This window comes from Rhodovulum iodosum, assembly GCF_041020385.1.
In the GTDB taxonomy this organism is placed as follows: Bacteria; Pseudomonadota; Alphaproteobacteria; order Rhodobacterales; family Rhodobacteraceae; genus Rhodovulum; species Rhodovulum iodosum.
This window is the reverse complement of the sequence record NZ_JBEHHI010000002.1, coordinates 806,772-825,923: the sequence shown is the minus strand read 5'-3', so window position 1 is coordinate 825,923 and position 19,152 is coordinate 806,772. Positions and strand designations below refer to the sequence as shown.

Genomic DNA, 19,152 nt, shown 5'->3' with positions numbered 1-19,152 from the left:
TCACTCGGCCGCCTTCAGCTTGAAGCCCTTTTCGATCATGTCCGCGGGCGCCACCGGGTAGTCGCCCGAGAAGCAGGCATCGCAATATTGCGGGCATCCGGGGGTGCGTCCGCCGGCTTCGCCCGCGGCGCGGTAAAGCCCGTCGAGGCTGACGAAGCGCAAACTGTCCACTCCCAGGTGGTCGCGCATCTCCTCCTCCGACATCCGGCTGGCCAGCAGTTTTTCCTTCTCGGGCGTGTCGACGCCGTAAAAGCAGGGCCAGGCGGTGGGCGGGCTGGCGATGCGGAAATGCACCTCGGCCGCGCCGGCGTCGAGGATCATTTCCTTGATCTTCTGGCTGGTGGTGCCGCGCACCACGCTGTCGTCGACCAGCACCACCCGCTTGCCGGCGATCAGCGCGCGGTTGACGTTCAACTTGAGCCGCACGCCCATGTTGCGGATCTGCTCGGTCGGTTCGATGAAGGTGCGGCCGACATACTGGTTGCGGATGATGCCCATGCCGTAGGGGATGCCGCTTTCGTGGGAAAACCCGATGGCCGCGGGGGTGCCGCTGTCGGGCACCGGGCAGACCAGGTCGGCCTCGACCGGCGCCTCGCGCGCCAGTTCCACCCCGATCTGGCGTCGGGTCTCGTAAACCGAACGCCCGCCCAGGATCGAGTCGGGGCGCGAGAAATAGACATGCTCGAAAATGCAGAAGCGCGACGAGGCGTGCTGGAAGGGGCGAAAGCTCTCGACCCCGTTGCCGGCGGAAATCACCACCATCTCGCCCGGTTCGATCTCGCGCACGAAGGTGGCGCCGATGATGTCCAGCGCGCAGGTTTCCGAACTCAGCGCCCAGCCATCGCCGATCCGGCCCAGCACCAGCGGGCGCACGCCCAGCGGGTCGCGCACGCCGATCAGCTTGGTCCGGGTCATGGCGACGATCGAAAACGCGCCCTCGACCCGGCGCAGCGCGTCCTTCATCCGTTCGGGGATGGTCTTTTGGAACGAGCGCGCCATCAGGTGGATGATGCATTCGCTGTCGCTCGAGCTTTGAAAGATCGAGCCGTGGTCGATCAGCTCGCGCCGCAGCGCCTCGGCATTGACGATATTGCCGTTATGGGCAAGCGCCGCGCCGCCCATCGAGAACTCGCCGAAAAACGGCTGCACGTCGCGGATCGCCGTCTGGCCCTTGGACCCGGCGGTGGAATAGCGCACATGCCCGATGGCCAGATGCCCGGGCAGCGTTTCCATCAGGCTGGCCTTGGTGAAGTTGTCGCGGACATAGCCGAAACGGCGGGCCGAGTTGAAGCCGGTCTCGGACTCGTAGCTGACGATGCCGCCCGCCTCCTGGCCGCGATGTTGCAGCGCGTGCAGGCCGAGGGCAACGAAATTGGCGGCGTCGGCTACGCCGATCACGCCGTAGACGCCGCATTCCTCTTTCAGCTTGTCGTCGTCGAACGGGTGGGCCGGGGGCATCTCAGCCATGGGCGGCGCAGCTCCGAATCCTTGTGGGCAGGGTCGGCCCCTCTCTAAGCCCTCGCGGCGGCGGTGTCACGAAAGGATCACAAATACCCGCGGCTATTCCGACGCGGCCGGTTCGGCCTGCGGCGCCGCCGGGGCCTCGCAGGCCGCCATGAGCTGTTCGTATTGCCCGGTCAGCCAGCCCAGCGCCTGTTCGGGGTCGCGGTCGGCGATGCGCTCGCTCAACTGGGCGAAGGCGGCTGCGGACCGCGACTGGTCGACGACCTCGATTTCCTGGCTCGGCATCACCGTCTGGTAGACGAAAAAGGCGACCGCGACCAGCACGATGCCCCGCAGCGCGCCGAAGATGAAGCCAAGGCCCTGGTCGATCCCGCCCAGCGCCGAGCGCTGGACCAGCGACGAGAAAAGCGGGGTGAAGATCGACACCACCACAAGCGACACCGCAAACACCCCGGCGAAGGCCGCCACCATGCTGATCTCGCAACTGTCGCCCAGGAAATCGCCGAGCACGGGGATTTCGCGCACCAGCGGTTCGGCCTGCGGGGCGAATATGAAGGCAACGATGGCCGCCGCGATCCAGCCTGCAATCGCCATCGCTTCGCGCACGAAGCCGCGGGAAAAGGCGAGAATGGCCGAAACAACGATGATGACGGCCACGATGGCGTCGATGACGGTGAATGCTTCCATGCCTCGCTCCCTGGCGGTTCACCCCGCGCCGAATATTTCGCCCACGAAGGCGGTCAGGTCCGGCATCTGCCGCACCGTCAGCCCGGTGGGGCCCCCCAGCCTGCTCCGCGCCGGGGCGATCGCTTGTGAGAAACCAAGTTTCAGCGCTTCTTTCAACCTGTTTTCGGTCTGACCGACCGGGCGCAGCGCGCCGGAGAGCGATATTTCCCCGAAAAGCACGCAATCTGCGGGAAGTGCGGCATCCTCGCGCGCACTCAACAATGCCGCGGCAACGGCCAGATCGGCCGCCGGTTCGGAAATCTTCAGCCCGCCGGCCACGTTGAGAAAGACGTCGAGCCCGGCGAAGGGGATGCCGCAGCGCGCCTCGAGCACCGCCAGCGTCGTGGCCAGCCGCCCGGCATCCAACCCCACCACCGTGCGGCGCGGCGTGCCCAGCGGCGAGGGCGCCACGAGGGCCTGGATCTCGGTCAGCACGGGCCGGGTGCCCTCGATCCCGGCAAAGACCGCGGCGCCGGGGGCGGGCGTGCCGCGGTCCGACAGAAACAGCGCCGAGGGGTTGGCGACCTGGGCCAGCCCCTGGCCGGTCATCTCGAACACGCCGATCTCGTCGGCCGGGCCGAAGCGGTTCTTGACGCTGCGCAGGATGCGGAACGGGTGGCCGCGCTCGCCCTCGAAATAGAGCACCGTGTCGACCATGTGCTCGACCACCCGCGGCCCGGCGATCTGGCCGTCCTTGGTGACGTGGCCCACCAGCATCACCGCGGTGCCGTGACGCTTGGCGAAGCTCACCAGCTCATGCGCCGCGGCGCGCACCTGCGCCACCGAACCCGGCGCGCTGTCGACCCGGTCGGACCACAGCGTCTGGATGGAGTCGAGGATCGCGAGGTCGGGTTTCTCGGCCTCGAGCGTGGTCAGGATGTTGCGCAGGTTGGTGTCGGTGCCAAGCCGCAGGGGCGCGTCGGCCAGCCCCAGCCGCGCGGCGCGCATGCGCACCTGCGCGCCGGCCTCTTCGCCGGAGATGTAGATGCAGCCGAGCCCGTTGCGGGCAAACCGCGCGGCGGCCTGCAACAGCAGGGTGGACTTGCCGATCCCCGGATCGCCGCCCACCAGGATCGCCGAGGCCGGCACCAGCCCGCCGCCCAGCACCCGGTCGAACTCGGCCAGCCCGGCGGCGGCGCGCGGCGGCTCTGGCTCGATCGACGAAAGGCCCGACAGCGCGACCGGCCGGCCCCGCGCGGCGCCGAGGGATTTGGCCGCCGGCCCGGCCGTGAGCGGCGCCTCTTCGACCAGCGTGTTCCAGGCCCCGCAGGCGTCGCACCGGCCGGCCCATTTGCTGTGGGCCGCGCCACAGGCGGTGCAGGTGAACTGAAGGGCCGGTTTTGCCATGCCCCTTCCTGCCCGAGCGCCGCGCCCGGTTCAAGCGCGCTTGGGGGCGCTGCCCCCCGCGGCCCATCCGGGCCGCGCCCCCCGGGGTATTTGGACCAAGAAGAAGCGGCAGCTCAGGACGGGGAGGAGGGGCGGCGCGCCTCGACCATGGAGAGCGCGAGCGAGGCCAGGATGCAGAAGGTGAAGAGGTAAAGCCCCCAGGCGGTTTCGATATGGGCGCGGCCCACGCCCTTGGCGATGACGATGTAGATCGCGATCAGGAAGATGTCGGCCATGGCGAGCTTGCCCAGGATGTGCAGCGCGGGCAGCAGGCGGCGCGAGGCGAGGCCGAACTGGATGAGCGCCAGGCCGATCGTTTTCAGGATCGGCGCGAAGAGGGCGAAGACGGTGACGAGAAGGGCGAGGAAGATGTCGGTGTCCCATAGCGACCGCAGGCCGGACAGGACGGAGATTTCGGAAAGCCCGAAGAGCGGCAGCAGCCCGGCGCGCATCAGCGGCGCGACCCAGGCGATGGGAAAGAGGACGAGGAGCGCGAGGTTGGCAAGGCGCAGCAGGCGGGTCATGCGCAGGGCTCGTCGCGGGGTGGGTGCAGGCGTTCCGCATGACGCCTGCAGGCGTTCCGGCCCCTCACCGGACCGCCTCGATCGGCCCCTCGGCGCGGCCGTGGATGAACTGGTCGAGATAGGGGTCGCCGCTGTCGTCCATCTCCGCCACGGGGCCGGCCCATTTGATGACCCCGTCATGCAGCATCGCCACGTCGTCGGCGATGGCGCGCACGGAGGTCATGTCGTGGGTGATGGTCATCGCGGTCGCGCCCATCTCGACCACGATCTCGCGGATCAGCTCGTTGATCACCCCGGCCATGATCGGGTCGAGCCCGGTGGTGGGTTCGTCGAAGAAGATGATCTCGGGGTCGGCGGCGATGGCGCGGGCGAGGCCGACGCGTTTTTGCATCCCGCCCGAGAGTTCTGCGGGGAAGAGGTCGGCGACCTCGGGCTTGAGCCCCACCCGGCGCAGTTTCTCGATGGCGATCTCGCGCGCCTCGGGGCGGGGGCGCTTTTTATGGCCGCGCAGCAGGCGGAAGGCCACGTTCTGCCAGACCGAGAGCGAATCGAAGAGCGCGGCCCCCTGGAAGAGCATGCCGAAGCGGGCGAGGAAGGCCTCGCGCTCGGCGCGGGCGGCATCCTGCCCCTCGATCAGGATATTGCCCCGGTCGGGACGCACGAGGCCGAGGACGCATTTCAAAAGCACCGATTTGCCGGTGCCCGAGCCGCCGATGATGACCATGCTCTCGCCCTTGGGAACCGTCAGGTTGACCCCCCGCAGCACCCGGTTGGCGCCAAACGCCTTATGCACGTCTCGAAGGTCTATCATCCGGTGAAGAAGAGCTCTGTCAGCAGGTAGTTGGCGGCGAGGATCAGGACCGAGGCGGAGACCACGGCCGATTTGGTGGCCCGGCCCACGCCCTGCGCGCCGCGCCCCGAATTCATCCCGAAATAGCAGCCCACGAGCGCCACGAGAAAGCCGAAGACCGCGCCCTTGATCAACCCCGAGGTCACGTCCCAGACCTCGAGGAAATCGGCGGTGTTCTTGAGGTAGGCGGCGGGGTTGAAGCCCAGCCGCCCGGTGCCCACAAGGTAGCCGCCGAAGATGCCGATGGAATCGCCCACCGCGACCAGGATCGGCACGCTGATCGTGGCGGCCAGCACCCGCGGCACCGTGAGATAGCGCATCGGGTCGGTGGAGAGCGTCACCAGCGCGTCGATCTGTTCGGTCACCTTCATGGTGCCGATCTCGGCGGCGATGGAAGAGGCCACGCGGGCGGCGACCATCAGCCCGCCCAGCACCGGGCCCAGTTCGCGCGCCATGCCGATGGCGACGATCGAGGGCACCACCTCTTCGGCGTTGAAGCGCGAGCCGCCGGCATAGATCTGCAGCGCCAGCGCCGCGCCGGTGAAGAGCGCGGTCAGCCCCACCACCGGCAGGCTGTTATAGCCGATGGTCATCAGCGCGTGGCCGAATTCGCGGAAATAGAAGGGCGGGCGCAGCGCCGCGGCCAGGGTGGCGAGGAAGAACAGCCCCACCCGGCCGATTCCGGACAGAAGCGCCAGTGTCGAGCGCCCGATCCCCGCGATCGGGTCCAGCACCATCAGGCGCCCGCGCCGCTGTAGCGGCGCTTGTAGCGTGCGCCCAGCGAGGTGAGGATTTCATATCCGATGGTGCCCGCGGCGTCGGCCACGTCGTCGATGCTCTGGTCGGTGCCCAGCATCTGCAGCGTCCTGGGCTCTGATGTCAGGTGCGAGATGTCGACGCCGATCAGGTCCATCGAGACCCGGCCGACGATGGGGCAGGGCGCGCCGTCGTGGAACAGATGCCCCTTGTTGCTGAGATGGCGGGTCAGCCCGTCGGCATAGCCCGCGGCGACGGTGGCGATGCGGCACTGCGCGGGCGCGGTCCAGGTGCCGCCATAGCCCACAACCTCGCCCGGGTCGATATCGCGGGTCTGGATCACGGGGATGTCCAGATGGGCCACGGGGTCGGCCTCTTCGAAGGGCCGTCCGCCATAGAGGCCGATGCCGGGGCGGGTGACATCGAAATGGTAGTCCTTGCCCATGAGGATGCCGCCGGTGGATGCCAGCGAACGCGGCACGCCGCAGCCCTGGGTCATCTCGACGAAGGCCGCAAGCTGCTGGGCGTTCAGGGGGTCGGCCGGGTCGTCGGCCGAGGCCAGGTGGCTCATGATCAGCCGCGGGCCGGCGGTCAGCGCGATCTCGGCCACGGCCTGCCATTCGGCGCGCTCCATCCCCAGCCGGTTCATGCCGGTGTCGAGCTGGATGCCGAAGGGCTGGGCGGGCAGCGCCTCCAGGTGGCGGGTGAGCTGGTCGACCGAATTCAGCATCGGGATCAGGTCGAGATCGTTGATCATGTCGGTGTCGCCGGCCATGTGGCCGGAGAAGACGTAGATGTCGGGGCCGCGGCCCAGCGTCTCGCGGATCGCGGCGCCTTCCTCGGCGACGGCGACGAAGAAGTGCCGCGCGCCGGCGCGGGCCAGCGTGCGGGCCACTGGGCCGATGCCGAGGCCGTAGCCCTCGGCCTTGACCACCGCCGCGGTTTGCACATCCGCGGCGCTTGCACGGTCGAGCGCCTTCCAGTTTCGCGCCAGCGCGTCGAGGTCGATTGTCAGAAATCCGGTAGCCATGAGCTTGTAATGACAGGCGCGCAGGCGAGGTCAAGCCGGATTTGCGGCCTTCGGCGGTGCGCCGCGCCGACCGCGCGGTGGCGCGCGGAAGGACGCTGTGCCGCGCGCCCGTGCCGTGCGCTCTGCGGGTGCGTGCCGGAACGGCGCCCGGCCGCTGCCGCCGGCGCCGGGGCGCCCGGCGCCGTTGAACGCAGACGCGGGGGCGTCAGCCGAAATCGCCCGCGGCCCCCTGCTGCCAGGGTTTGACGAGGTTGCCGAAGCGGGTGAAGCGGCCGTCGAAGCTGAGCTCGACATTGCCGATGGGGCCGTGGCGCTGCTTGCCGATGATCACCTCGGCCTTGCCGTGCAGCGCCTCCATCCGTTCCTGCCACTTCGCCATCTCGTCGAGCTTGTCCTCCGAGGGCTTCTCGCGCTCGGCGTAGTATTCTTCGCGGAAGACGAACATCACCACATCGGCGTCCTGCTCGATCGAGCCCGATTCGCGCAGGTCCGACAATTGCGGGCGCTTGTCCTCGCGGGCCTCGACCTGGCGCGACAACTGGCTGAGCGCGACCACGGGGATGTCCAGCTCTTTCGCGATGGCCTTGAGGCCCTGGGTGATTTCCGACACCTCGTTGACCCGGCTGTCCTTGGCCGTGGCGGGGCGGACAAGCTGAAGATAGTCGACAAAAAGCGCATCCAGCCCATGGGTGCGTTTCAGCCGTCGCGCCCGCGCGGCCAGCTGGCTGATCGGCAGCGCCGGGGTGTCGTCGATGTAAAGCGGGCACGCCTCCAGCTCTTTCGCGGCCTCGACGAAACGGCGGAATTCCACCTCGGTCATCTGGCCCGATCGGATCTTTTCGCTGGGCACCTCGGCGGCCTCGGACAGGATCCGCGCGGCCAGCTGCTCGGCCGACATCTCGAGGCTGAAAAAGCCCACGACGCCGCCATCGACCGCGCCTTCGCCGCCGTCGGGCAGGGCGCCGCGGCGGTAGGTCCTGGCGATGTTGAAGGCCACGTTGGTGGCCAGCGAGGTCTTGCCCATCGAGGGCCGCCCGGCCAGGATCAGCAGGTCGGACCGGTGCAGCCCGCCCAGTTTCTTGTCCATGTCGGCAAGGCCGGTCGACAGCCCCGCCAGCCCGCCGTCGCGCTTGTAGGCGGCGTTGGCCACGCTGACGGCGTCGGTCACCGCCTTGAGGAAGGACTGGAAACCCTTGTCGACCTGTCCCTGTTCGCCGAGCATGTAAAGCGCCTGCTCGGCCTCGACGATCTGTTCGCGCGGCTCGGACCCGATCTCGACCTTGGTCGCCCGGTCCGAGATGTCGTTGCCCAGCCGGATCAGCTCGCGCCGGATCGCGAAATCATAGATCATCTGGGCGTAGTCGCGCGCCGCGTAGGTCGAGATCGCCGCACCGGCGAGGCGGGCCAGGTAGGCCGGGCCGCCCAGTTCCTTGAGCCCCTCGTCATCCTCCAGAAACGCCTTTAGCGTGACCGGCGAGGCCAGCGTGTTCTTCTGGATGCGCGTTGCGATCAGTTCGAAGATGCGCTGGTGGACGGGTTCGTAGAAATGCGGCGCCTGAACGATGGGCGAGATGCGTTCGTAAACGTCGTTGTTGGTCAGAAGCGCGCCCAGAAGCTGCTGCTCGGCGTCGATGGAATGGGGCAGGGCGCCGGATTCGCCGGTCTTGTCCTGCCCCGGTGGGATCGGTGCGATCTCGTTCATCTGGTCCCTCTGCTCCGGTGGTTCGAGCGTTGTAGGGTGTGCCGCACAGGCGGTTCAATCTGGATATGCTGTGGATGGGCTGTGCGTAACTTTTACGCTCCATCTTGGGGTCGGCAGGGGGTCGCCGTCAAGATGTTGAGGCGCTTGTGTCCGAACAGACACGGCCAAGGAATTCCGTGACCTCTTTTTTGCAAGGTCGCTGGCGTGGCGCGCGGGGCGACTCGTCAACTGCCCTTGCGCGCCTCTTGCCAGGCCCGCGGCGCGCTGAGGAAGGCCTCGACCTCTGCCAGCGTGGCGGGGTCGAAGGTTTCGGCGCGCCGGGCCTCTTCCAGCACGTCCCACCAGGTGCAGAGGTGATGAAGCCGCACCCCGTGATCGCCGAGCGTTTTCTCGGTTTCCGGGAAGATGCCGTAATAAAAGATCACCGCCGTGTGGCCACAGCTGGCGCCCGTCTCGCGGATCGCGTCGACGAAGCTGAGTTTCGAGCCGCCGTCGGTGGTCAGGTCCTCGACCAGCAGCACCCGGTCGCCTTCGCCCATCACGCCCTCGATACGGGCGTTGCGGCCATAGCCCTTGGGCTTTTTCCGGACATAGGTCATCGGCAGGGCCAGCCGCTCGGCCATCAGCGCGGCGAAGGGGATGCCGGCGGTCTCGCCCCCGGCGATGTTGGTGAACGCCTCGAAGCCGGCCTCGCGCATCACCGTGACGGCGAGGAAATCCATCAGCGTGGCGCGCACGCGGGGAAACGAGATCAGCTTGCGGCAATCTATATAGGTGGGCGAGGGCAGGCCCGAGGCCAGGGTAAAGGGTGTCTCGGCGTTGAAATGCACCGCACCCACCTCCAGCAGCATCCGCGCCGAAAGCCGGGCGATCTCGGTCTTGTCGGGGGAGCCGGTGGGGATCATGGCGCGGACCTCTCCTTCAGGCGCCGGGGCTTTCCGGGAAAAGCCCTGGCAAATTTGGTCACAAGAGATGTGCGTCTCACGGCTCCACCCGCCAGTGCAGCGGGAAGCCGGGGTCGAACACCGTCACCGGGCCGTCGCCGGTGTCGATCCGGGCCGGGTAGTCGACCGAATCACCCTTGGCCAGCGTCAGGGTCGCGGTGTTGGGGGCCAGCCCGTAAAACGCCGGCCCGTTCAGCGAGACGAAGGCCTCGAGCTTGTCCAGCGCATCCGCGCGTTCGAACACCTCGGCGAGACAGGACAGGGTGTTGGTGGCCGAGAACACGCCGGCGCAGCCGCAGGCCGATTCCTTGTTCGGGTCGGTATGCGGCGCGCTGTCGGTGCCGAGAAAGAACCGCGCGTCTCCGCTCGTCGCCGCGGCCACCAGCGCGTCACGATGCCGGGCGCGCTTGGCCACGGGCAGGCAATAATAATGGGGCTTGATGCCGCCAACCAGGATGTGGTTGCGGGTGATGATCAGGTGATGGGTGGTGATCGTCGCGCCGAGGCCGCTGTCGCTTGCCTTGACGTAATCCACGCCGTCGGCGGTGGTCAGATGTTCCATCACGACCTTCAGGCCGGGTGTGGCCAGCCGGATCGGGTCGAGCACCCGGTCGATGAACACGGCCTCGCGGTCGAAGATGTCGACCTCGGGGTCGGTCACCTCGCCATGGACGCAGAGCGGGCAGCCGATCTCGGCCATTTTTTCCAGCACGCCGCGCACCTTGTCGAAATCGGTCACGCCCGAGTCGGAGTTGGTGGTCGCGCCCGCGGGGTAGAGCTTGACCGCGGTGACAAGGCCGCGTGCATGGGCTGCCGCCACGTCCGCCGGGTCGGTCTTTTCGGTCAGGTAAAGCGTCATCAGCGGCGTGAAATCGGTGCCGGCGGGCATCGCGGCCAGGATGCGGTCTCGATAGGCCGCCGCGTCCTTGCCCGTCACGACCGGCGGCACCAGGTTGGGCATGACGATGGCCCGGGCGAAATGGCGTGCGGTTTCGGGCAGGACGCCTTGCAGCATCGCGCCGTCGCGCAGGTGCAGGTGCCAGTCGTCGGGGCGGCGGATCGTGAGGCGCTCGGTCATGGGCTGTGCGGTTACACAATCCGCGCCGCGCTTTCCAGCGGTTTCACGCCGCCGGCGCGTGGCCGCGGTGCGCACCATGCCGCCCGCCTCGGCGCGGCGGTCGGCTGGCAGGCTTTCGCGCGTGGGCAAAAGGCGCATTGCTGCAATGCAGCAATGTGGTAGACTGCGCCCCGACGCCCGGCACCGCCGTCCGGCGGCCGTGCAGGGCTGGCCAATTGATCGGGGCCCCGTGCCCCAGAAACAGGAAAGGAAACCGCGATGTCCGCTTTTGCCGCGCCGCTGGCCCTGACAAGCAGCTACATGAAGTTCTGGCAGACCACGTTCGAGACGCAGGTGCGTCTGACGGCGTCCTGGATGGAGATGGTCCAGCGCTACAATCCGCTTTTTTCCGCGATGACCACCGAAGAGCTGGCGCAAGCCTACGCGCCCGCCGCCCGCAAGACCGCCGCCACGCCGGCCAAGAAGCGCCCCGCGCCGGCGGCCAAGAGCGCGCCCGCTAAGGCGCCCGCCGCTGCGCCGAAGGCGCCGGCCAAGGCCGAGAGCCCGGCGCCCAAGCCCGCCGCGCAGACCGCCAAGCCGGCGGCAGAGAAGCCTGCGGCGCCCAAGACCGCGGCAGAGAAGCCTGCTGCGCCCAAGACCGCGGCAGAGACGCCTGCCGCGCCCAAGACCACCGCGGAGAAACCTGCGGCGTCCAAGGCCGCCGCCGAGAAGCCTGCGGCGCCCAAGGCCGCGGCCACGACCACGGCCACGCCGGACAAGACAAAGACGGCGTCCAAGCCCGCGCCGCGCCGCCGCCGCAAGAAGCCGGCCAATCCCGAGCAGCCCTTCAAGAGTTGAGCCTATCCCGCAAGGCGGGGTTGCGCGCCGCACAATGGACAAGTCAGCCATGTTTCCCTATCTTGAGCGACAGGGAGGAAACAACTGTAACATAACAGGAGTTTCCGAATGGCCTTTGCAGATACAACCCCCCAGGGCGCCGCCAGCCCCTCGGTCCGCGGCGCAGGATTGCTCGCCCGGCTGGTGCGGATGATGGAGAACCACCCGCGCATGCGCCGGGTGCAGGCGCTCAACGCGCTGAGCGATGCCGATCTGGCCCGGATGGGGCTGACGCGGCAAGAGGCGATCATGCAGGTCCTGGGCGACCGCGTGTATCACTGACCCTTTGCCGCCGCGGGCGGCCGCGCTCAGCCCTCGTCGCCCGGATCGTCGGGCCAGGGCAGAGAGCGGCCCTCGCGGCGGAATTCCTCGGTAAGCTGCGCAAGGCGCGTGCGGAAGCGCGGGCCTTTCAGGCGTTTGGTCACGTTGTGGCACAAGAGCGCCGACAGGTACGGCCGTTCGGCCTGGTCGAGCCGCTTGAGCAGACGCCGCAGGTAGGGCGGGTAGTTGCGCCGCGCCCGGAACAGCCGGTGAAACACCATTTCGTCGAGCTTGCCCTCGCAGGCGGCGTCGATGACATCGTGCAGGATGCCCGTGTTCAGCAGGTCTTCCTCGATCCACTCGCCCATGAGCGGGCAGCGCAACCGGCTGACATGAGGCGCGGTATAAAGCGCCGAATGCATCGCGTCGTATAGGCTGAGCGGGTCGTAGAGGATGAAGGCCCGCCCGGCGGCGTCGACCATGTCGGGGCCATAACCGTAGCGGTCGGTGAAGTTCAGCCGGCGATGGGCGCGAAAGCGGGGGTCCCATTCGCTCACCCGCGGGTCGAGCGTCGCCTGGGGGTTGAGCGCCACCACCGTGGCCCCCGGCGCGGCCACCGAAAACGCGGCGGCCGCATAGCCGCCCATGCCGGCGCCGTAGAACACGACGCGGTCGAAATCCTCGAAGAAATCCTCGTCGATCAGCCGGTCGAAATAGCCGAAGATCCCGGACGAGCGGAACCAGTCGTCCTTTTCGGTGATCACCGTCAGCCGCGACCAGCCGGTTTCGTCGGCCAGCGTGGCGGCCAGCGGCAACTGGTCGATGCGTCGGGCGCGGATGTCCTTGCCGCGCTCGAAGGTGACCAAAAGACGACGCTCTTCTTCGGAAAAGAGCGCCCCGTGGCCGCTGCCCAGTTCTTCGAAATGCCCCTCGCTCTCGCCCACGGCCTGCAGCATGGCGGTCCACTCGCTCAGTTCGTCGCGCCCATCGGGCTGCAAGGGGCTGGCGGTGTCGTCATCCATGCTGGCGGTGCTCCGTTTTGCCCGGTTTCGGGCGTGGTTTTCTTCTGCGACCTTATGCCGGGGCTTTAGGGCAGAATTGGGAAGTGGTCGCGGCCATTTCTGTGGAATTAGGTGACCTTACCTCCCCTGGCCCTGTTTGCGTGAGCCGTGATCAGCGCGGTTTCCTCGGGCGTCAGCGCCCGCGACGGCGGGGTCATCAGCAGCCGGCCGAAAAGCGCGCGCGGCGCGTCTTCGGCCATCAAATCGGCGAACCGGGCGTGGCGCCAGGCCACGGCGGCGGCGTGCAGCCGGGCGAGATCGTCATCGGCCCTGAGCGTGGCGAGACGGGTGTCGCGGGCGGGGGCAAGGGCCGCGATCGTGCGGTCTTCCTCGGCGCAGAGGTTGCGCTCGACCCAGTAGTCCATGGCCATGGGCAGCGCCCAGTGCCCGGCGCGGCCCCGATCGGCCTTGAGCACGAAGCTTTCCATCGCGCCGAGGGGATAGTGATTGAGCTGCACCAGCCGGTAATTGTCCCGCCCGTAGGCGTTGAAGACGCGGGACTTGCGAAAGGCATCGGGCAGGGCGCGGCCCGATCCGTCGACCCAGACAGATTGGCCGATGCGGTCGGGGTCGGGCTGGCGCGGGCGGTGGATGCCGAGCTTGCCGTAAGTGCCATCGTTGCGAAAGAGCGTCTTGAACATCGCCGCGCGCCAGGGCCAGCCCATGACGCGGGGCGCGGCGCGGGTGAATTGTTCGGTCACGGGGCGGTCCTGGTAGGCCACCACCCCGCCATTGCCGAAAAGCCGCCATGTCAGCGTGATGGCGGTGGCCCCGGGCAGCGCGTCGATCAGCGCCGGCAGAGTGCGGTCGCCGGCGTGGACATTGACGAACTCGTCGATATCGAGAACGGCGATCCAGTCGGCCGCTTGCGTCGCCTCATGCCGGTCGGCGGCCTTCAACGCCGACCATTGCGCGCCGTTCTTGTGGGGGCCGGGGTTAGGCACATGGATCAGATGCCCCAGCGCGGCCAGCCGGTCGAGCATCGCGTCGGTGCCGTCGGCGCAGTCGTTGGAAAACACGAGGAAGTCGGTAAAGCCCGCCGCCTGATGATGGGCGAGCCATTCCAGAAGGAAGGCGCCTTCGTTGCGGACGGTGAGAACGGCGAGCGCGGGCATCGGCTCAGGCGCGGGCCATGCCCGCGGTCAATGCCCCCATCCCCATCAGCGCCCCGCCGCCGGCGCGGTTCATCCAGCGCAGCACGGCGGGCCGGCGGATACGCGCGCGCAGCCGGTCGGCCAGAAGCGCGTAGGCCAGCGCGTTGAGCGCGGCGAGTGTCACGAATGTGGCGATCAGGATGCCGAATTGCGGGGCAAGCGGTGCCTCGGGGCGCAGGAATTGCGGCACGAAGGCGATGAAGAAGGCGATGGATTTGGGGTTGAGCGCGGTCACCGCGGCGGCATGGCCGAAGATCGCGCGGGCCGGGCGCGGTTCGGGGTCGATCTCGGCGGCCAGCACCGGAGGCGCGCGCAACAGCTTGACGCCGAGATAGACGAGATAGGCCGCGCCGACCCATTTCAACGCGGTGAAAAGCGTGGCCGAGGCCAGCACCAGCGCGCCCAGCCCGGCCAGCGAGGCGGTCATCGCCACCAGATCGCCCAAGGCAACGCCCAGCGCCATGGCCACCGCGACCCGCCGGCCCTGGCTGAGCGCGTAGGACAGCACCAGCAGGATCGTGGGCCCGGGGATGACCAGCAGCACGGCGGAGGCGGCGACGAAGGCGAGCCAGAGGTCGAGCGGCATGGGCGGGTCTCCTTTTTCGTACCACTCAGGCATGGCGCGCGCGGGCGTGCAAGCGCGAAACCGGCAAGGCCGCGCGCCGTGCCCGGCCCGGGCCCCGGCGGCACGGTGGGATTTGGGTATTTCCGCCAAGAAGAAGGGGGCGGGGCGGCGCCCGAAATCAACGGTTCTCAAATGCCGGCCCGCGTGATTTACTCGCGGCAAAAGATCACAGGGAGGAGAGAGAATGGCCAAGGTCAGCATGTCCGTGAACGGCAAACCCGTCACGGGCGAGGTGGAGGGGCGTACGCTCCTGGTGCAATTTCTGCGCGAGGGGCTGGGCCTGACCGGCACGCATGTGGGCTGTGACACCAGCCAGTGCGGCGCCTGCGTGGTGCATGTCGACGGCCGCGCGGTGAAAGCCTGCGCGATTTTCGCCGCCGAGGCCGAGGGCGCCGAGGTGACCACGATCGAGGGCATGGCCGATGCCGACGGGTCGCTGTCGACGATCCAGCAGGCGTTCCAGGACCATCACGGGCTGCAATGCGGGTTCTGCACGCCGGGGATGGTGATGTCCGCGGCGGCCCTTCTGGCGGAAAATCCCAAGCCCAGCGAGGCGGAGGTGCGCGATTACCTGGAGGGCAACCTCTGCCGCTGCACCGGCTATCACAACATCGTCAAGGCGATCATGGCCGCGTCCGGGCAGGACGTGGCGATCGCGGCGGAATAAGCGGCAAGCGCCGCAGCCGGCGCGCGGGGCGCGGCCGGCAATCTCAGGGAGGAGAGACCATGCCGAAAGATCACGGCATCGGCGCCAGCAGCAAGCGGCGCGAGGATGTGCGGTTCCTGACGGGTCGGGGCCGCTATACCGACGATATCAACCTGCATGGCCAGGCCTATGCCTGGTTCGTGCGCTCGCCGGTGGCCCATGGGCGGCTGAACAAGGTGGAGACCGAAGCCGCGGCGGGCATGCCCGGTGTTCTGCGTGTCTTTACCGGGGCCGATTTCGAAGGCGTGGGCGGGCTGCCCTGCGGATGGCAGGTGACCGACCGCTTCGGCGAGGTGATGCAGGAGCCCGGCCACCCGGTGCTGGCCCAGGGCAAGGTGCGCCATGTCGGCGACCCGATCGCCGTGGTGGTGGCCGAGACCGAGGCCCAGGCCCGCGACGCGGCCGAGGCGGTGGTCTTCGATATCGAGGAACTGGAGCCGGTGCTGGACATGAAGGCGGCGCTGGAGAGCGCCGCGCCGAAGGTGCATGACGACCTGGAGAGCAACCTCTGCTACGACTGGGGCTTCGTCGAGGAAAACCGCGAGGCGGTGAACGCGGCCTTCGACAAGGCCGCCCATGTGACCACGCTGGAACTGGTCAACCAGCGGCTGGTGCCCAACGCGATGGAGCCGCGGGTGGCGGTGGGCGATTACAATACCGGCACCGACGACTCGACGCTTTATACCACCAGCCAGAACCCCCATGTGATCCGGCTGCTGATGGGGGCGTTCGTTCTGGGCATCCCCGAGCACAAGCTGCGCGTGGTGGCGCCCGACGTGGGCGGCGGGTTCGGGTCCAAGATCTTTCACTATGCGGAAGAGGCGTTTTGCACCTTCGCGGCGAAACAACTGCGCCGGCCGGTGAAATGGACATGCCAGCGCTCGGAAAGCTTCATCACCGATGCCCACGGGCGCGACCACGTCACCAAGATCGAGCTGGCGCTGGACGCGGAGGGCCATTTCCAGGCGATCCGCACCGAGACCTACGCGAATATGGGGGCGTATCTGTCGACCTTTGCGCCGTCGGTGCCGACCTGGCTGCACGGCACGCTGATGGCCGGCAACTACACGACGCCGCTGATCTACGTGAACGTCAAGGCGGTGTTCACCAACACCGTGCCGGTCGATGCCTATCGCGGCGCGGGCCGGCCCGAGGCGACGTTCCAGCTGGAGCGCGTCATCGACAAGGCGGCGCGCGAGATGGGGATCGACCCGGTCGAGATCCGGCGCAAGAACTTCGTCACCGAGTTTCCCTATGCCACGCCGGTGGCGGTGGAATACGACACCGGGGATTACCACGCGACGCTGGACAAGCTCTTGGAGATCGCCGACGTGGCGGGGTTCGAGGCGCGGCTGGCCGAGAGCAAGGCGCGGGGCAAGCTGCGCGGGCTCGGGCTGAACTGTTATATCGAGGCCTGCGGGATTGCGCCCAGCCACCTGGTGGGGCAGTTGGGCGCGCGTGCCGGGCTATATGAATCGGCCACGGTGCGGGTGAACGCCACCGGCGGGCTGGTGGTCATGACCGGCAGCCACAGCCACGGCCAGGGGCACGAGACGACCTTTGCCCAGGTGGTGGCCGACATGATCGGGCTGGACGAGAACATGGTCGAGATCGTCCATGGCGACACCGCCAACACGCCGATGGGCATGGGCACCTACGGCTCGCGCAGCCTCGCGGTGGGCGGCAGCGCCATGGTGCGGGCGACCGAGAAGATCATCGCCAAGGCCAAGAAGATCGCGGCCCACCTGATGGAGGCGAGCCCCGAGGATATCGAGCTGAAGGACGGCGCCTTTACCGTGGCCGGTACCGACAAGTCGGTCGCCTGGGGGGACGTGACGCTGGCGGCCTACGTGCCCCACAACTATCCGCTGGAGGAGATCGAGCCGGGGCTGGAGGAGACGGCGTTTTACGACCCCAACAACTTCACCTTCCCCGCGGGGGCCTATGCCTGCGAGGTCGAGCTCGACCCCGACACCGGCAAGGTCACGATCCTGTCTTTCGCCGCGGCCGACGATTTCGGCAATATCGTCAACCCGATGGTGGTCGATGGGCAGGTGCATGGGGGGCTCGCGCAGGGCATCGGGCAGGCGCTGCTGGAAGGGGCGACCTATGACGAGTACGGCCAGCTCTTGTCGGGCAGCTACATGGATTACGCCATGCCGCGGGCCGATGACGTGCCGTTCTACACCGTCGACCATTCCTGCCAGACGCCCTGCACCCACAACCCGCTGGGGGTGAAGGGCTGCGGCGAGGCCGGCGCCATCGGCAGCCCGCCCGCGGTGGTCAATGCCGTGGTCGACGCGCTGCAGCGCGCGGGCCATAGCGACATCACCCATATCGACATGCCGCTGACGCCGAGCCGCGTCTGGGCCGCCATGCAGGGCTGAGGAGAGAGACATGTATGCATTCGAATTCGACCGCCCCGCCACGCTGGACGAGGCCATCGCGCTGATGTCCGAGGAAGAGGCGCAGGCGCTGGGCGGCGGGCAGACACTGATCCCGACGCTGAAACAGCGGCTGGCAGCGCCGGCCAGGCTGGTCAGCCTGACCGCCATCCCCGAGCTTGCGGGGGTGTGCGTGGCCGATGACGGCGCGCTTTGCGTGGGCGCGACGACGACGCACGCGGCGATCGCGCAGGAGGCGGCGGCGCATTACCCGGCGCTGGCGGCGCTTGCGGGCAATATCGGCGACCCGGCGGTCCGCAACCGCGGCACCATCGGCGGCAGCGTCGCCAATAACGACCCGTCGGCCTGTTACCCGGCCGCGGTGCTGGCCTCGGGCGCCACGATCAAGACCGCCAACCGCGAGATCGCGGCGGACGATTTCTTCGAGGGGATGTTCGCCACGGCACTGGAGGAGGGCGAGATCGTCACCGAGATCCGCTTTCCGGTGCCCGAGAAGGCCGCCTACATGAAGTTCGAACAGCCTGCCTCTCGCTTTGCGCTGGTGGGCGTCTTCGTGGCGAAATTCGCGGGCGGGGTGCGCGTGGCGGTGACCGGCGCCTCCGAAGAGGGCGTGTTCCGCTGGACCGAAGCCGAGGAGGCGCTGTCGGCCAATTTCAGCCCCGACGCGATTTCGGGCCTCAGCCTCGCCGCGGACAACATGATCGGCGATCTGCACGGCACGCCCGAGTACCGCGCGCACCTGGCCAAGGTGATGACCGGGCGGGCAGTGGCCGCGGCTGGCTGACCCGCCCCAAGCCAGGGCCATGTGAAAACGGTCTTGGCGGCATTTCTTGCAGGATTCTGGCCCCGCCCCTGGCGGGGCCATTCATTTTCGAAAGGCCTGCGGCAACCCTTTCGAACAGTTTCGCGCGGGCGCCAACGAAAACCCCCGCCGGGGGCGGGGGCGATCTGTCCGGCGGTCAGGCGCGTTATTTCTGCGGCAGCGGCCCGATCATCATGATCATCTGGCGGCCTTCCATCTTCGGCATGTTCTCGATCTTGCCGATCTCCTTGACGTCTTCGGCCACCCGTTCCAACAGCTCGCGCCCGAGGTTCTGGTGCGCCATCTCGCGGCCGCGGAAGCGCAGCGTCACCTTCACCTTGTCGCCGTTCTCAAGGAACTTGAACACGTTGCGCATCTTGACGTCGTAGTCGTGGGTGTCGGTGTTCGGCCGGAACTTGACCTCCTTGACCTCGATGATCTTCTGCTTCTTCCGCGCCTCGGCCTCGCGTTTCTGGGTCTCGTATTTGAACTTGCCGAAATCCATGATCTTGCAGACCGGCGGGGTCGCGTTTGGCGAGATCTCCACCAGGTCGAGCCCGGCCTGTTCGGCCAGTTCCATGCCACGGGCGGGTGTGACCACGCCGACATTTTCGCCTTCGGCGCCGATGAGCCGGATTTCGGGGGCCCGGATGCGTCCGTTGACGCGGGGGCCGGTGTCGCGCGTGGGCGGCGCGTTGTGCGGTCTGCGGGCTATGGTGTCGTTCCTTTTGTCGTTGAGCGGAAGTGTCGGAAAACCTAACGTGCCGGCCCATTTGATTCAAGCGCGATTGCGGGCGGTGCC

The 19,152-nt window shown here is 68.0% G+C and carries 19 protein-coding genes; 4 read left to right on the top strand and 15 right to left on the bottom strand.

Going from position 1 to position 19,152, the window contains the following annotated elements; translation table 11 throughout:
* From purF to Ga0609869_RS18370, 11 genes are all read right to left on the bottom strand, one after another.
* Window positions 1-1,458: an amidophosphoribosyltransferase gene (gene purF / locus Ga0609869_RS13070; protein ID WP_125405443.1), complete on the bottom strand. Its 1,458-nt coding sequence runs from the start codon at window positions 1,456-1,458 to the stop codon at window positions 1-3.
* A 102-nt stretch (window positions 1,459-1,560) separates the two neighbouring features.
* On the bottom strand, window positions 1,561-2,151 hold the full coding sequence (locus tag Ga0609869_RS13065; RefSeq protein WP_125405201.1) for a CvpA family protein: 591 nt from the start codon (window positions 2,149-2,151) through the stop codon (window positions 1,561-1,563).
* Window positions 2,152-2,169: 18 nt separating this feature from the next.
* Window positions 2,170-3,537, bottom strand: a complete 1,368-nt coding sequence (gene radA / locus Ga0609869_RS13060; RefSeq protein WP_125405203.1) for a DNA repair protein RadA — start codon at window positions 3,535-3,537, stop codon at window positions 2,170-2,172.
* A 113-nt stretch (window positions 3,538-3,650) separates the two neighbouring features.
* Entirely contained in the window at window positions 3,651-4,100 is a 450-nt protein-coding gene (locus tag Ga0609869_RS13055; protein ID WP_211336805.1) for a paraquat-inducible protein A, read from the bottom strand.
* Window positions 4,101-4,164: 64 nt separating this feature from the next.
* Window positions 4,165-4,911 (bottom strand): ABC transporter ATP-binding protein, encoded by a 747-nt coding sequence (locus Ga0609869_RS13050; RefSeq protein WP_125405206.1) that lies wholly within the window; start codon window positions 4,909-4,911, stop codon window positions 4,165-4,167.
* Window positions 4,908-5,687 carry an MlaE family ABC transporter permease gene (locus Ga0609869_RS13045; RefSeq protein WP_125405209.1) on the bottom strand — a complete coding sequence of 260 codons (780 nt, stop codon included), beginning with the start codon at window positions 5,685-5,687 and terminating at the stop codon, window positions 4,908-4,910. Before Ga0609869_RS13045 ends, Ga0609869_RS13050 begins: the two co-directional genes overlap by 4 nt.
* Window positions 5,687-6,736, bottom strand: a complete 1,050-nt coding sequence (gene alr, locus Ga0609869_RS13040; protein ID WP_125405212.1) for an alanine racemase — start codon at window positions 6,734-6,736, stop codon at window positions 5,687-5,689. The genes Ga0609869_RS13045 and alr overlap by 1 nt, the downstream gene beginning before the upstream one ends.
* A 205-nt stretch (window positions 6,737-6,941) precedes the next feature.
* Window positions 6,942-8,438: a replicative DNA helicase gene (locus tag Ga0609869_RS13035; protein WP_125405223.1), complete on the bottom strand. Its 1,497-nt coding sequence runs from the start codon at window positions 8,436-8,438 to the stop codon at window positions 6,942-6,944.
* A gap of 224 nt (window positions 8,439-8,662) precedes the next feature.
* Window positions 8,663-9,343: an orotate phosphoribosyltransferase gene (locus tag Ga0609869_RS13030; RefSeq protein WP_125405226.1), complete on the bottom strand. Its 681-nt coding sequence runs from the start codon at window positions 9,341-9,343 to the stop codon at window positions 8,663-8,665.
* A gap of 76 nt (window positions 9,344-9,419) precedes the next feature.
* Entirely contained in the window at window positions 9,420-10,460 is a 1,041-nt protein-coding gene (pyrC, locus tag Ga0609869_RS13025; protein ID WP_125405229.1) for a dihydroorotase, read from the bottom strand.
* Window positions 10,461-10,879: 419 nt separating this feature from the next.
* The gene (locus tag Ga0609869_RS18370) at window positions 10,880-11,197 is read right to left on the bottom strand and encodes a hypothetical protein (RefSeq protein ID WP_438826882.1); all 318 of its coding nucleotides are present in this window, start codon (window positions 11,195-11,197) and stop codon (window positions 10,880-10,882) included.
* A gap of 208 nt (window positions 11,198-11,405) precedes the next feature.
* Here Ga0609869_RS18370 and Ga0609869_RS13015 point away from each other — a divergent pair, with 208 nt between their 5' ends.
* Window positions 11,406-11,618, top strand: coding sequence for a DUF1127 domain-containing protein (locus Ga0609869_RS13015; protein WP_125405234.1), 213 nt, complete (start codon window positions 11,406-11,408; stop codon window positions 11,616-11,618).
* 26 nt (window positions 11,619-11,644) lie between these two features.
* Here Ga0609869_RS13015 and Ga0609869_RS13010 read toward each other — a convergent pair whose 3' ends face one another.
* The 3 genes from Ga0609869_RS13010 to Ga0609869_RS13000 all read right to left on the bottom strand — a co-directional run bounded on the left by Ga0609869_RS13010 (window position 11,645) and on the right by Ga0609869_RS13000 (window position 14,398).
* A complete protein-coding gene (locus Ga0609869_RS13010) occupies window positions 11,645-12,619 on the bottom strand; it encodes a phosphoadenosine phosphosulfate reductase (RefSeq protein ID WP_125405237.1) in 975 nt (324 codons plus the stop codon).
* A 107-nt stretch (window positions 12,620-12,726) separates the two neighbouring features.
* Window positions 12,727-13,773, bottom strand: coding sequence for a glycosyltransferase family 2 protein (locus Ga0609869_RS13005; protein WP_125405240.1), 1,047 nt, complete (start codon window positions 13,771-13,773; stop codon window positions 12,727-12,729).
* 4 nt (window positions 13,774-13,777) lie between these two features.
* Window positions 13,778-14,398 (bottom strand): LysE family translocator, encoded by a 621-nt coding sequence (locus Ga0609869_RS13000; RefSeq protein ID WP_125405243.1) that lies wholly within the window; start codon window positions 14,396-14,398, stop codon window positions 13,778-13,780.
* A 223-nt stretch (window positions 14,399-14,621) separates the two neighbouring features.
* On the opposite strand from Ga0609869_RS13000, the gene Ga0609869_RS12995 reads away from it, so the two are divergent.
* The 3 genes from Ga0609869_RS12995 to Ga0609869_RS12985 are packed head-to-tail and all read left to right on the top strand — an operon-like array spanning window position 14,622 to window position 18,332.
* A complete protein-coding gene (locus Ga0609869_RS12995) occupies window positions 14,622-15,104 on the top strand; it encodes a (2Fe-2S)-binding protein (RefSeq protein ID WP_125405246.1) in 483 nt (160 codons plus the stop codon).
* Window positions 15,105-15,163: 59 nt separating this feature from the next.
* Entirely contained in the window at window positions 15,164-17,530 is a 2,367-nt protein-coding gene (locus Ga0609869_RS12990; protein ID WP_125405248.1) for a xanthine dehydrogenase family protein molybdopterin-binding subunit, read from the top strand.
* A gap of 10 nt (window positions 17,531-17,540) precedes the next feature.
* Window positions 17,541-18,332 carry an FAD binding domain-containing protein gene (locus tag Ga0609869_RS12985; RefSeq protein ID WP_125405251.1) on the top strand — a complete coding sequence of 264 codons (792 nt, stop codon included), beginning with the start codon at window positions 17,541-17,543 and terminating at the stop codon, window positions 18,330-18,332.
* A 184-nt stretch (window positions 18,333-18,516) separates the two neighbouring features.
* On the opposite strand, the gene infC is transcribed toward Ga0609869_RS12985, so the two are convergent.
* A complete protein-coding gene (infC, locus tag Ga0609869_RS12980) occupies window positions 18,517-18,978 on the bottom strand; it encodes a translation initiation factor IF-3 (protein ID WP_438826881.1) in 462 nt (153 codons plus the stop codon).
* Window positions 18,979-19,152 lie beyond the last annotated feature (174 nt).

Excerpts from the sequence above, each read along its gene's own strand:
- purF (WP_125405443.1), bottom strand. The coding sequence starts at position 1,458 with ATGCCCCCGGCCCACCCGTTCGACGACGACAAGCTGAAAGAGGAATGC.
- Ga0609869_RS13065 (WP_125405201.1), bottom strand. The coding sequence starts at position 2,151 with ATGGAAGCATTCACCGTCATCGACGCCATCGTGGCCGTCATCATCGTT.
- radA (WP_125405203.1), bottom strand. The coding sequence starts at position 3,537 with ATGGCAAAACCGGCCCTTCAGTTCACCTGCACCGCCTGTGGCGCGGCC.
- Ga0609869_RS13055 (WP_211336805.1), bottom strand. The coding sequence starts at position 4,100 with ATGACCCGCCTGCTGCGCCTTGCCAACCTCGCGCTCCTCGTCCTCTTT.
- Ga0609869_RS13050 (WP_125405206.1), bottom strand. The coding sequence starts at position 4,911 with ATGATAGACCTTCGAGACGTGCATAAGGCGTTTGGCGCCAACCGGGTG.
- Ga0609869_RS13045 (WP_125405209.1), bottom strand. The coding sequence starts at position 5,687 with ATGGTGCTGGACCCGATCGCGGGGATCGGGCGCTCGACACTGGCGCTT.
- alr (WP_125405212.1), bottom strand. The coding sequence starts at position 6,736 with ATGGCTACCGGATTTCTGACAATCGACCTCGACGCGCTGGCGCGAAAC.
- Ga0609869_RS13035 (WP_125405223.1), bottom strand. The coding sequence starts at position 8,438 with ATGAACGAGATCGCACCGATCCCACCGGGGCAGGACAAGACCGGCGAA.
- Ga0609869_RS13030 (WP_125405226.1), bottom strand. The coding sequence starts at position 9,343 with ATGATCCCCACCGGCTCCCCCGACAAGACCGAGATCGCCCGGCTTTCG.
- pyrC (WP_125405229.1), bottom strand. The coding sequence starts at position 10,460 with ATGACCGAGCGCCTCACGATCCGCCGCCCCGACGACTGGCACCTGCAC.
- Ga0609869_RS13015 (WP_125405234.1), top strand. The coding sequence starts at position 11,406 with ATGGCCTTTGCAGATACAACCCCCCAGGGCGCCGCCAGCCCCTCGGTC.
- Ga0609869_RS13010 (WP_125405237.1), bottom strand. The coding sequence starts at position 12,619 with ATGGATGACGACACCGCCAGCCCCTTGCAGCCCGATGGGCGCGACGAA.
- Ga0609869_RS13005 (WP_125405240.1), bottom strand. The coding sequence starts at position 13,773 with ATGCCCGCGCTCGCCGTTCTCACCGTCCGCAACGAAGGCGCCTTCCTT.
- Ga0609869_RS13000 (WP_125405243.1), bottom strand. The coding sequence starts at position 14,398 with ATGCCGCTCGACCTCTGGCTCGCCTTCGTCGCCGCCTCCGCCGTGCTG.
- Ga0609869_RS12995 (WP_125405246.1), top strand. The coding sequence starts at position 14,622 with ATGGCCAAGGTCAGCATGTCCGTGAACGGCAAACCCGTCACGGGCGAG.
- Ga0609869_RS12990 (WP_125405248.1), top strand. The coding sequence starts at position 15,164 with ATGCCGAAAGATCACGGCATCGGCGCCAGCAGCAAGCGGCGCGAGGAT.
- Ga0609869_RS12985 (WP_125405251.1), top strand. The coding sequence starts at position 17,541 with ATGTATGCATTCGAATTCGACCGCCCCGCCACGCTGGACGAGGCCATC.